Source organism: Methylophaga sp. UBA2513 (assembly GCF_002341285.1).
GTDB lineage: Bacteria > Pseudomonadota > Gammaproteobacteria > Nitrosococcales > Methylophagaceae > Methylophaga > Methylophaga marina.
Genome location: NZ_DDNT01000007.1, coordinates 203,310 through 214,578 on the forward strand (window position 1 = coordinate 203,310; position 11,269 = coordinate 214,578).

Annotated in this window: 12 protein-coding genes and 1 pseudogene; 12 read left to right on the forward strand and 1 reads right to left on the reverse strand. The window is 44.0% G+C overall.

Annotated features, from left to right (window positions below; genetic code table 11):
• Positions 1 to 256 precede the first annotated feature (256 nt).
• Positions 257 to 1,042 (forward strand): prolipoprotein diacylglyceryl transferase, encoded by a 786-nt coding sequence (gene lgt / locus B3V56_RS03975; protein WP_289282866.1) that lies wholly within the window; start codon positions 257 to 259, stop codon positions 1,040 to 1,042.
• Here the strand turns inward: lgt and B3V56_RS03980 are convergent.
• A complete protein-coding gene (locus tag B3V56_RS03980; protein WP_286306019.1) occupies positions 1,026 to 1,379 on the reverse strand; it encodes a diacylglycerol kinase in 354 nt (117 codons plus the stop codon). The genes lgt and B3V56_RS03980 overlap by 17 nt on opposite strands.
• Positions 1,380 to 1,481: 102 nt before the next feature.
• Between B3V56_RS03980 and mnmG the strand changes: the two genes are divergently transcribed.
• The 11 genes and pseudogenes from mnmG to B3V56_RS04035 form a co-directional block, all read left to right on the forward strand.
• Positions 1,482 to 3,365 carry a tRNA uridine-5-carboxymethylaminomethyl(34) synthesis enzyme MnmG gene (gene mnmG / locus B3V56_RS03985; protein WP_289282865.1) on the forward strand — a complete coding sequence of 628 codons (1,884 nt, stop codon included), beginning with the start codon at positions 1,482 to 1,484 and terminating at the stop codon, positions 3,363 to 3,365.
• Positions 3,365 to 3,994: a 16S rRNA (guanine(527)-N(7))-methyltransferase RsmG gene (gene rsmG, locus B3V56_RS03990; protein ID WP_289282864.1), complete on the forward strand. Its 630-nt coding sequence runs from the start codon at positions 3,365 to 3,367 to the stop codon at positions 3,992 to 3,994. The genes mnmG and rsmG overlap by 1 nt, the downstream gene beginning before the upstream one ends.
• 8 nt (positions 3,995 to 4,002) lie before the next feature.
• Positions 4,003 to 4,779: a ParA family protein gene (locus B3V56_RS03995; RefSeq protein ID WP_289243543.1), complete on the forward strand. Its 777-nt coding sequence runs from the start codon at positions 4,003 to 4,005 to the stop codon at positions 4,777 to 4,779.
• A 16-nt stretch (positions 4,780 to 4,795) separates the two neighbouring features.
• Positions 4,796 to 5,656, forward strand: coding sequence for a ParB/RepB/Spo0J family partition protein (locus B3V56_RS04000; RefSeq protein WP_286306022.1), 861 nt, complete (start codon positions 4,796 to 4,798; stop codon positions 5,654 to 5,656).
• Between the two features lie 308 nt (positions 5,657 to 5,964).
• Positions 5,965 to 7,827, forward strand: a complete 1,863-nt coding sequence (locus tag B3V56_RS04005) for a methyl-accepting chemotaxis protein (protein WP_289282863.1) — start codon at positions 5,965 to 5,967, stop codon at positions 7,825 to 7,827.
• 211 nt (positions 7,828 to 8,038) lie between these two features.
• Entirely contained in the window at positions 8,039 to 8,413 is a 375-nt protein-coding gene (locus tag B3V56_RS04010) for an ATP synthase subunit I (protein WP_289282862.1), read from the forward strand.
• Between the two features lie 7 nt (positions 8,414 to 8,420).
• Positions 8,421 to 9,323 (forward strand): F0F1 ATP synthase subunit A, encoded by a 903-nt coding sequence (gene atpB / locus B3V56_RS04015; RefSeq protein ID WP_286306025.1) that lies wholly within the window; start codon positions 8,421 to 8,423, stop codon positions 9,321 to 9,323.
• A 58-nt stretch (positions 9,324 to 9,381) separates the two neighbouring features.
• Entirely contained in the window at positions 9,382 to 9,615 is a 234-nt protein-coding gene (gene atpE, locus B3V56_RS04020; RefSeq protein WP_007144166.1) for a F0F1 ATP synthase subunit C, read from the forward strand.
• A 41-nt stretch (positions 9,616 to 9,656) separates the two neighbouring features.
• A complete protein-coding gene (locus B3V56_RS04025; RefSeq protein WP_289282861.1) occupies positions 9,657 to 10,127 on the forward strand; it encodes a F0F1 ATP synthase subunit B in 471 nt (156 codons plus the stop codon).
• A 12-nt stretch (positions 10,128 to 10,139) separates the two neighbouring features.
• A complete protein-coding gene (locus tag B3V56_RS04030; protein ID WP_289243540.1) occupies positions 10,140 to 10,673 on the forward strand; it encodes a F0F1 ATP synthase subunit delta in 534 nt (177 codons plus the stop codon).
• Between the two features lie 26 nt (positions 10,674 to 10,699).
• Positions 10,700 to 11,269, forward strand: a pseudogene (locus tag B3V56_RS04035) (F0F1 ATP synthase subunit alpha); the annotation flags it as partial.

The following is an 11,269-nucleotide window of genomic DNA, read 5'->3' on the forward strand; positions in this document are numbered from 1 at the left end:
TCTTGAATACCTGCGTTGGTCTTTTGCAACACTTTGTATTCAGACTACAACAACAAGAGCAGAATGTGTGCCAACTTTACAAATCCTATAAAAAACAGATGGATAAGGAGGTGGTGGACACAGTCTAGGCTTAACATGTGATCAATTTGGTGCGACAAATTTGACGCTTTGTCCAAAATGGTGCAGTTATGTTTTATTCATCGCCATGGAGGCATTGAGTTGGTATGATTGCCATACCTTATATAAAGTGACGCATATGACTTATCCTCAAATAGATCCCATAGCCCTAAGTATCGGTCCCCTTCACGTACATTGGTACGGGCTGATGTATTTATTCGGTTTTTTGTTTGTCTGGTTACTGGGGCTTTATCGCGTCAATAAAACGGAGTGGACTCGGCAACAATTGGAAGATTTATTGTTTTACGGCGCGGTAGGCGTGATCATTGGTGGGCGCGTAGGGTATGCCATTTTTTATGATTTTCAGGCAAACCTGGAGAACCCATTAAACATATTCAAAATATGGCAAGGAGGGATGTCTTTCCACGGTGGCTTGCTGGGTGTACTAGCTGCCTTTGCGTGGTTTGGTAAGAAAACAGGTAAATCCTTTTTTGAGATCAGTGACTTTATTGCCCCGATGGTACCTATCGGCTTGATGTTTGGTCGTATCGGTAACTTTATTAATGGTGAGCTATGGGGGAAAGTCACGGATGTGCCTTGGGCCATGGTGTTTCCTGGTGCAGGACCACTACCAAGACATCCATCGCAACTTTATGAAGCTGCCTTAGAAGGTGTTTTGCTATTTATCATCTTATGGTGGTTCTCATCCAAACCAAGACCGAAAGCGGCAGTTTCTGGCTTGTTCTTATTGGGATACGGTTTTTTCCGCTTTTTGGTAGAGTTCGTGCGTATTCCTGATGCTCAATATGGATATTTAGCTTTTGATTGGTTAACCATGGGACAAATTCTATGCTTACCTATGATCGTATTTGGCATCATCCTGATGATTGTGTCTTATAAGGTTGAAGCTAGAGTAAAACCGTAAGCCAAGTTGCAGTGGCGATGAGGATAGTCATTAACACGGCAAACGAACCATAATCTTTAGCGCGCCCAGATAACTTATGTTTGTCTGTACTTACCCGGTCAACAACGGTTTCAATCGCTGAGTTGAGTACTTCCACTATCATGACTAACACGATGCTGGAAATCATCAAAAGTCGTTCTACCGCTGTGACATCCAGGTAAAAACTGAACGCTGCTAATAAAACAAAGGCAAAAAATTCCTGACGGAAAGCTTCTTCATGTTTTAAAGCTGATCGAAGACCCTGCCATGAGTAGACCAGAGCGAAGAGTAAACGCTTAATGCCACGATTTTTTTCCATAAAGTTCTCAGCAGTTATTAATATAAATGTTTGAATTATAGGCAAACATTATTAACAGCATGTTAAAATTACCTCCTTTAATTTCTAGATTGTTGGTGTGATATGAGTTTCCAGGATCATTATGAGGTCATCGTTGTCGGTGGTGGCCATGCCGGAACCGAAGCGGCGTTAGCCTCTGCTCGTCAGGGTGTGAAAACACTATTACTGACGCAAAATATCGAGACACTAGGACAGATGAGCTGTAATCCAGCAATCGGTGGCATTGGTAAGGGGCACCTGGTAAAAGAAATTGATGCTCTAGGCGGCATTATGGCGAAAGCCGCTGATAGGGCGGGTATTCAGTTTCGCACATTAAACTCTAGTAAAGGGCCTGCGGTCAGAGCAACACGAGCTCAGGCAGATCGTATTCGATACAAAGCGGCAGTCCGGGCTTATCTGGAAAATCAACCCAACCTCTATATATTCCAGCAACCAGTCGATGATCTGGTGGTAGAAAGTGATCGCGTTGTGGGTGTTGTGACTCAGGCAGGACTGCGTTTCTCAGCTAAAGCGGTTGTGTTAACAGTGGGTACTTTCCTTGGCGGGTTAATACATATTGGTTTACAAAACCATCAGGGCGGTCGTGCTGGCGACCCAGCTTCCATCGCTCTATCCCAACGTCTGCGTGCTTTACCTTTTAGAGTTGACCGCCTTAAAACAGGCACACCACCACGCATAGATATCAATAGTATTAATTTCTCAGAGCTGACTGAGCAGCCTGGTGATACTCCTACACCCGTATTTTCATTCTTGGGTAAAGCTGAGCATCATCCTCGTCAAATCTCGTGTTACATCACTCACACTAATGAACGAACACATGATGTCATTAGAAATAATCTGGATCGTTCACCGATGTATAGCGGTGAAATCGAAGGTATTGGTCCACGTTACTGTCCCTCTATCGAAGATAAAGTGGTTCGTTTTGCCGATCGTCAATCACACCAGATTTTCCTAGAGCCAGAGGGATTGGAGTGTGGTGAAGTTTATCCAAATGGCATCTCGACAAGTCTTCCATTTGATGTGCAGTATGAAATAGTGCGCTCGATGGGAGGTTTGGAGAATGCTCATATCACAAGACCGGGCTATGCGATTGAGTATGACTTCTTTGATCCACGTGATTTGCACCCCTGGTTGGAAACAAAATACATGGCAGGTCTGTTCTTTGCCGGTCAGATTAATGGCACTACTGGTTATGAAGAAGCGGGTGCCCAAGGATTAATTGCTGGTCTGAATGCTGGGTTGCAGGCCCGAGGTGAAGAGCAGTGGTATCCTCGTCGTGATGAAGCCTATATGGGCGTATTGATTGACGACTTGATTACATCAGGTACACGTGAGCCCTATAGAATGTTTACCAGCCGTGCCGAATATCGTTTGATGCTGCGTGAGGATAATGCGGATATTCGCCTGACACCAATTGGTCGTCAATTAGGTCTGGTTGATGATGAACGCTGGGCCGTATTTAACGAAAAACAGGATGCTGTGGCCAGGGAAAATGCTCGTCTTGATAGCTATAAGTTTGTACCGGAAAAAGTGGATCAAGAAAAAGCTGAGCAGGTGTTGGGAGAAAAACTCAATAAAGTGGCGTCGGCCAAAGAATTACTTAGACGCCCGAAAGTGGATTATGCTGGCCTTTTAGATTTGATGGGAGAGTCAATGGATATTGCTGATGATGTCGCCGAGCAAGTGGTGATTCAGGCGAAATATTCGGGTTATATTGATCGTCAACAAAATGAGATTGATCGATTACAGCGTCATGAGAATACAGAATTACCTTTAGACATGGACTATAAAAATGTGCGTGGTCTATCTAATGAAGTGAGAGAGAAGTTAGAACACGCCAGACCTGGTAATTTGGGTCAGGCTGCACGAATCTCAGGTGTGACACCTGCAGCCGTTTCTTTATTATTGGTTCATTTAAAACGAAGCGGTTTGAGTGAAGCCAGTTAATGCTTGAAGCGAGCTTGTTACATCAATTAAAGCGTGGTTGTAAATTACTTAATCTGACTTTGTTAGATGAGCAATATGACAGGCTAGTGGTATATGTCATGCTGCTACATAAGTGGAATAAGGTCTACAACCTCACTTCTGTGCGCGACCCTGAACAAATGATGGCGAGACATATTATCGATAGTCTTTCTGTCTTACCCTATATTGCATCAACGTCATTACTTGATGTCGGAACCGGTGGGGGCTTGCCTGGGGTGCCTGTTGCTATATGCCAGCCGCAAACGCGAGTGACATTGCTCGACAGTAATTCAAAGAAAACGCGTTTCTTACAGCAAGTCAAAGCAGAACTGGCGTTAGATAATGTGACGGTTGTGCATGGACGCGTTGAACAGGTATCTTTACCTAAATTTGCTATCATCACGGCACGGGCATTTGCCAGTATTGATGACATCATTCAGTTAGCAGGTCAACATTGTGAGGACAAGGGCTACTTGGTGCTCATGAAAGGGACTTATCCTGAAGATGAATTAGCATTTGAATCGACAGACTTTCATTTGCACGATGTGCTCTCGTTGACGGTTCCAGAGTGTGATGGTGAAAGACATTTAGTAAGACTTATCAAGGATTAAGACTGAGTATGGGCGATATCTTTGCAGTGACCAATCAGAAAGGTGGCGTTGGAAAAACGACCACCACCGTCAATCTGGCCGCGTCACTGGCAGATTATGGAAAAAAAGTCCTACTCATCGATCTCGATCCGCAAGGTAATGCCACCACGGGTTGTGGGCTCGATAAAAATGAGATAGAAAACAGCAGCTATGAAGTCATCATGGCTGAAGCTCGTGCAGCAGACGCTATAATACGCCCTGAAGAAATTGGTTTTGATGTCATGCCAACCAATGCTGATTTGACGGCTGCTGAAGTAGAGTTGCTTGAGAGTAAGTTACGTGAACATCGTTTACGCATTGCTCTTGAGTCGACACGCGAGAAGTACGATTACATTCTCATTGACTGTCCACCTTCGCTGAGTATGCTAACCGTTAATGCACTGGTGGCATCGCAAGGGGTGTTGATCCCCATTCAGTGTGAATATTATGCACTGGAAGGTCTGTCGTCGTTATTACGAACAATTGAGAGAGTTAAGCAAAGGGCTAACCCAACTCTGGATGTGACGGGATTATTAAGAACGATGTTTGACGCCCGAAACAATCTGGCAAACGAAGTATCTCGACAATTGATTAGCCATTTTGAAGGCAAGGTTTTCCATTCAATTATTCCGAGAAATGTACGTTTGGCTGAAGCTCCGAGTCACGGGTTACCCGTACTGAATTATGATCGTGCTTCAAGAGGTTCGATAGCTTATATGGCGTTGGCAAGTGAGTTTATGCGACGACAGAAGCAAAGTGCTAAATGACAAAGGTTAATCAATAATGAGTAAAAAAAGAGGTTTAGGCCGCGGACTAGATGCCTTACTTGCAGATGTGCATCAGGAAGACACTACAAATCTAGATGACAGTTTGCAGCACTTTCCTCTTGATATGATTCAGCCTGGCAAATATCAACCGCGTGTGGATATGTCACAAGAGTCTCTGGAAGAGCTGGCTGATTCTATTCGGGCACAAGGCTTGGTTCAGCCTATTATTGTTCGGCCTGTAGCTGAAGGTAAGTATGAAATCGTGGCAGGTGAACGCCGTTGGCGTGCTTCCAGAATGGCAGGTCTGGTAGAAGTTCCTGTACTGGTTCGTGATGTATCTGATCGTAGTGCCATTGCTATGGCATTGATAGAAAATATTCAGCGTGAAAATCTTAATCCGATGGAAGAAGCAAATGCATTATTCCGTCTACGTGAAGAATTTGAAATGACGCATCAGCAAACTGCAGAGGCTGTCGGTAAATCACGTGCAACCGTGACGAACTTATTACGTTTACGAAACCTTAATGAGGATGTAAAACGCATGCTCGAGAATGGTGACATTGAAATGGGTCATGCAAGAGCCTTATTAGGGTTAGAAGGTGATGTTCAATCTGATGCGGCCAGACAAATTGTAGAAAAAGTACTTTCTGTCAGAGAAACTGAGCAACTCATAAGACGGATACTCAAACCCAGTAACGACAAGAAAGCTGAGCCGGCAGTCAACCCAGCAGATATTCAGGAAATAGAACAACGCATCAGCAGCAAACTAGGTAAAGGTATCAGCATTAAGCATCGCGCCAATGGCAAGGGCAAACTGGTATACGATTATGCCAATATTGATGAGCTTAAAAACCTGATCGAACAACTGGGTGCTTAAATCCTTCTTTAGATGTTTTTGTTGCACAGAAAAAGTGAAAATGCGGACAAAATGGTGCGAAATTTCTGAATATCCCTGGTTAATGATCATCACCAACCATCGCCTGAAAAACACGTATACAATCAGAGTGACACATCGGTAAATTGATAGGTTTTGCCTAGTTTGATTATAAGTGTAAGTATGTACTCACTATAATTTTGTCAGGCTTAATGAAACTTGACTCGATAGTATCTTGTTGATCCAGCCTTATTTGTTGGACTGCCTATTGCATATCATCCAATTCTTGATAAGAATTTGGAATCCATGCGATGCGTATATTGAAGAAAATGTTTGCAAGCTCTTCTCCAGTGCAGCCGTTGCCAGACGAGACTGACGCGATAGAGGAAGAAATTGATGCAGCAAGTTTTTCTGATGAAGAAAAACGCTTTTATCGTGCTCTTCAATTAGTCAGCTCTCAAACTTCTCAGTTATCACGCCAAATTTTCCGTGCACTTGAAGTGCAGGAGAATTTTCTCTCTGAGATCAACCAACGCACAACTAAGCTGGATGCTGAGTTGAATATGGCCAATGACTATTTGAACAGTTCAAACTCAACAGTCGGAGCCTTGCAATCTCAAATCAATATAGAAGTTGATCAAGTGAATACTTCCGTTAGTGAAGCTATGGAGCAAATCACTCAAACGCTGTCGGAAAAATCGATGAGCGTGACGGAAGTATTGGATGGCATATTGGAAATAGGAAAGGGCGTGAATTTACTCGCTCTGAATGCAGCCATCGAAGCTGCACGAGCTGGTGAACATGGAAGAGGATTTGCTGTTGTCGCTGATGAAGTCAGGCGACTAGCCACTGTGACGATGGAGCAAGCCCAGCAGGCGGCTGAACAACTTGATTTCAGCCAGGTCAATAATGAACTTCAAAACATCAATCAAACGAATAAACAACGTTTAGATAATTTTGTGGATGTTATCCAGGCGGCAACAGGCCAGCTTACTCAACTATTTCAATCCATTAGTGAACAACTGACGTTAGTAATGAATAACACGGCAGTGATATTCGAAACCTTGGACTTAAGCTCCGGTTCAATGAAGCGAATCCAGAGTAAAAATCGTATTATCAATGACGTTGCCGAAGAAATGACAACAGGGCTGGATCATATAGATATTCAGTATGCAACGATTGATAAAGCGGTGACGGCTTTTGATAACACGTTAAAAAAACTATATATGGTGCCTGACCCAGCTCATGATCAGTTAGATGATATATTGCGTCGAGGTAAGTTACGAGTTGCCGTTGAGCCAAATTTCGTAGGTCTTTCTTTCCGTGAAAGGTTAGGTGAACCACTTAAAGGTCTGGATGTAGATTATGCACACGCATTCGCCCAGTTTCTTGGAGTGGAGTGTGAGTTTATTGAAGCACCTTGGGATATGTGTACGGAGCTATTGACCTCAGGCAGGAACTTCGGTGAACCACCTGCTGATATTGTTATCAGTGCGTTGCCGCCCTCTGCAGAATATGACAATGTCGCTTATTCGGAAGCCTATACCTACCTACACTGGGTGTTAGCGAGACGTAAAGACGATAAACGTATCAATAGTCTTAGTGACCTTGATGGAAAGGTCATGGGAATTATAAATGACCCCGCAGCAGTAGAGTTACTGGAAGAGAACGGCGTACGATGGAGCAGTAATGAAAACAAGCCTGGAGGGAGTTGTGTTCTTGAGAATTTGATTGCCTATTCAGATCAATCTCGTATTCATCACTGTCTGGCTGATGGTGTGGTAGACGCTTTTGGTGTTGATTTGCCAATTTATCATTGGGCTAGCAAAAACCCATCAAGTCCATGGTATAACAAGATCGAGATTCTACCTGGCAATATCGCGAAGCAACCTTATTATTACACGATGGCAGTGAATGCATGGGCATCAAGTTATCGTTTACTTGCTAAAGCGAATGAGTTCATTAACTGGTTCAAACAACAAAATGAACGTATGGCGATCGAAAAAAAGTGGCAGGGTGAGCCCGTACAGGGAAAAGTCAGTTATCGTGACGAACCGGGTGAGCTGATGGGGGAACCTGAGTTGAAACAGCTCTACATGGCACATTGTGAGAAATTTAAATTAACCCCAAAAAGTTTGAACTTGCAGGCCAATACGCGGCAAGAAGTTGCCTGATGCGATAGCACCAGAACAAATATAAGCTTAGCTATAGCGCGTTTACAGTCAGATGTGAGAGTATGAGCAAGTAAGTTAAAGGGGATTGTGTCGATTATTTGCGTGATACTAGGAGAACGATTAAGTGGATATTTGTCGTTGACCCAACTAAGTATACGTCTATATAATGCCCTGATTTGCTTAACGCAAAGACCAAATCCAAGTGGAAAAAATGGAGCAATTAACTAGATTGCAGCCACTCAAACGCGTTGTGTGGTGGCAAGTTGCAATGTGGGGGTTGATTGTAATTTTCGCCTCTTGGTCAAGTGGTTTTGAGAGCGCAATTGCGGCCGGTTTTGGCAGCGTCATTGCAATCATCAATACTCTCTTGATGATATGGCATATTCTGCGAGCAGTGGAGACTGCAAGAGCAGATGCCAATAGAAATTTAAGTAGAGCATACAGATGTGTAGCTGAACGCTGGCTGAATACGATTGTAATGTTTGCCACTGGCATCGTTTTGCTGGAGATGAATATTGTCGCGTTGATGCTTGGTTTTACAGCCACACAGATGATGTTGTTTATGGGACAGACTAACCGGGCTTGAAACCGACATGGCTAGTGAAACAATTACTACATCAGAATATATCAAGCATCACCTTCAGAATCTGACTTTTGGTCAGAAACAAATACAAACTGAGCCTGGGGTTTGGGCTCCAAGCGGCGACTGGGGCTTTGCAACCTCAGCTGAAGAAGCCGCCAAAATGGGATTTTGGGCTATCAACGTCGATACGATGTTTATGTCTCTCCTACTTGGCGCTCTAATGATGTGGTTTTTCCGCAGCGCAGCTAAAAAAGCGTCAGCTGGTATCCCTACCGGCATGCAAAACTTTGCTGAAATGATCATCGACTTCATCGATGACACTGTGAGAGGTTCTTTCTCCGGTGGTAAAAATAATCTTGTTGCACCTCTTGCTCTGACCATCTTTGTCTGGATTTTCCTGATGAACTTAATGGACTTGATACCGGTTGATATCATTCCAATGGCGGTAGCGCAAAGCGCAGCAGCAATGTTCGGTGCAGATCCGCATCATGTGTTCTTCAAAATCGTACCTTCAACTGATCCAAATGCCACACTTGGTATGGCGTTATTAGTCTTTGCCTTAATGCTTTTCTATAGCTTTAAGATTAAGGGTACAGGTGGTTTCCTCGGTGAATTAGCATTCCAACCTTTCGGTAAATGGGCATTGCCAATTAACTTGATTCTGGAAACTGTCACATTACTGTCGAAACCATTCTCATTGGGCTTACGACTCTTCGGCAATATGTACGCCGGTGAGATGGTATTCATCCTGATCGCGACTATGTATAGCGCTGGTCTTGTGATGGGATCTTTTGCTGGTCTGTTACAGATTGGCTGGGCGATTTTCCATATTCTGATTATCACGTTACAGGCATTTATCTTTATGGTGCTGACAACGGTATATCTGGATATGGCACATCAAGAACATCATTGATGTTTATTGGGTTTTTAACTTTTTGTTTTTAGTCTTTACTTTTTTGTAGGAGAAAAAAATGGATATGGGTTTAGTTTATATTGCTGGTGCTTTGATGATCGGCTTGGGCGCACTGGGTGCGGCGATTGGTGTTGGTTTATTAGGTGGTCGTTTCTTAGAAGCTGCTGCTCGTCAACCTGAATTAGTTCCTATGTTACGTACACAATTCTTCTTGGTTGCTGGTCTGGTTGACGCGGTACCAATGATTGCAGTTGGTTTGGCTATGTACGTTCTGTTCGCAGTGGCTGGTTAAGATTTATAAATCCCCATTAGCGATTAATTAGAGGTACAGGCATGAATATCAATGCAACCATCATAGGCCAGATGATCGCCTTTGCGATCTTCATCGCCTTCTGCATGAAGTATGTATGGCCACCTATCATGCAAGCGCTTGAAGAGCGTAAAAAGAAAATTGCTGACGGTCTGGCAGCTGCAGAGCGTGGTAGAAATGAGCAGGAATTGGCTGAGAAACGTGCACAACAAGTGATCCACGAAGCAAAAGAGCAAGCGAATGAAATCGTTGCTCAAGCAACAAAACGTGGTAATCAAATTGTGGACGAATCAAAAGACAATGCCCGTGTTGAAGGCGAGCGAATCCTGTCAGCTGCGAAAGCAGAAATTGAGCAGGAAGCAAACCGTGCTCGTGACGAGTTGAAGTCACAAGTTGGCAGTATTGCGCTGGCTGGTGCCGGTAAAATTGTCGGCCGTGAAATTGATGAAAAGGCACACACCGATTTGCTTGACGAATTGGTTAGCCAAATCTAGAGGAATGTTAGGATGGCAGAAGCAATAACCATCGCTCGTCCTTATGCCAACGCGGTATTTTCTATCGCGCAGGAAAAAGGCGAGTTGAAGGCGTGGTCTGACCTGCTTGCGGTTTTAGCACAGTGTGTTTTAGAACCAGAAATGCAATCCATTATCACTAGCCCTGCAGTAAGTGACGAGCAGGCTGTTGATTTGTTGGCAGAGATTGCTGGCGATGCAATGACAGCCGATGCACGCAACTTTCTGTTGTTGTTGGCAGAAAATAACCGTCTGTTACTTTTGACAGACATTACCGTTCTCTTTGAAGCATTACGCGAAGAAGCTGAAAAATTAATGACCGCTGATGTAATCTCAGCACGTCCACTAACGGAAGAGCAATCAGCTAAAATTTCTGCTGCTCTGAAAGCCCGTTTAGGCCGTGACATTACATTAAACACGACCATTGATGAGAGCTTACTTGGCGGTGCAATTATCCGAGCAGGCGATATGGTAATTGACGGTTCTGCCGTGGGTAAACTGAACAGACTGGCCAACGCTATTACATAAGCGGCCCGTTTATAGAGGAAACAGAGATGCAACTGAATTCAGCAGAAATCAGTGACCTGATCAAAAAGCGTATCGAAAGCTTTGAAGGGGCCACTGAAGCGCGTACAGAAGGTACCGTAGTCGGTGTTACCGACGGTATCGTTCGTATTCATGGCTTAGCAGATGTGATGTCAGGGGAAATGCTTGAATTCCCAGGAAACACGTTTGGTATGGCCCTTAACCTTGAGCGTGACTCAGTAGGTGCCGTTATTTTGGGTGCTTACCAACACATTTCAGAAGGCGACAAAGTTAAATGTACTGGTCGTATTCTTGAAGTCCCAACAGGCGAAGCCCTATTAGGACGTGTTGTTGATTCACTCGGTAAACCAATTGATGGTAAAGGCGACATCAACGCAGAAAGCTCTTCTCCAATTGAGAAAGTAGCGCCTGGTGTTATCGCTCGTCAATCGGTTGATCAACCTATCCAAACTGGTTTGAAATCAGTTGACTCTATGATCCCAGTCGGTCGTGGCCAGCGTGAGCTGATCATCGGTGACCGTCAAACGGGTAAAACAGCGATTGCTATAGACACCATCATCAACCAAAAAGGTACAGGC

Excerpts from the sequence above, each read along its gene's own strand:
- lgt (WP_289282866.1), top strand. The coding sequence starts at position 257 with ATGACTTATCCTCAAATAGATCCCATAGCCCTAAGTATCGGTCCCCTT.
- B3V56_RS03980 (WP_286306019.1), bottom strand. The coding sequence starts at position 1,379 with ATGGAAAAAAATCGTGGCATTAAGCGTTTACTCTTCGCTCTGGTCTAC.
- mnmG (WP_289282865.1), top strand. The coding sequence starts at position 1,482 with ATGAGTTTCCAGGATCATTATGAGGTCATCGTTGTCGGTGGTGGCCAT.
- rsmG (WP_289282864.1), top strand. The coding sequence starts at position 3,365 with ATGCTTGAAGCGAGCTTGTTACATCAATTAAAGCGTGGTTGTAAATTA.
- B3V56_RS03995 (WP_289243543.1), top strand. The coding sequence starts at position 4,003 with ATGGGCGATATCTTTGCAGTGACCAATCAGAAAGGTGGCGTTGGAAAA.
- B3V56_RS04000 (WP_286306022.1), top strand. The coding sequence starts at position 4,796 with ATGAGTAAAAAAAGAGGTTTAGGCCGCGGACTAGATGCCTTACTTGCA.
- B3V56_RS04005 (WP_289282863.1), top strand. The coding sequence starts at position 5,965 with ATGCGTATATTGAAGAAAATGTTTGCAAGCTCTTCTCCAGTGCAGCCG.
- B3V56_RS04010 (WP_289282862.1), top strand. The coding sequence starts at position 8,039 with ATGGAGCAATTAACTAGATTGCAGCCACTCAAACGCGTTGTGTGGTGG.
- atpB (WP_286306025.1), top strand. The coding sequence starts at position 8,421 with ATGGCTAGTGAAACAATTACTACATCAGAATATATCAAGCATCACCTT.
- atpE (WP_007144166.1), top strand. The coding sequence starts at position 9,382 with ATGGATATGGGTTTAGTTTATATTGCTGGTGCTTTGATGATCGGCTTG.
- B3V56_RS04025 (WP_289282861.1), top strand. The coding sequence starts at position 9,657 with ATGAATATCAATGCAACCATCATAGGCCAGATGATCGCCTTTGCGATC.
- B3V56_RS04030 (WP_289243540.1), top strand. The coding sequence starts at position 10,140 with ATGGCAGAAGCAATAACCATCGCTCGTCCTTATGCCAACGCGGTATTT.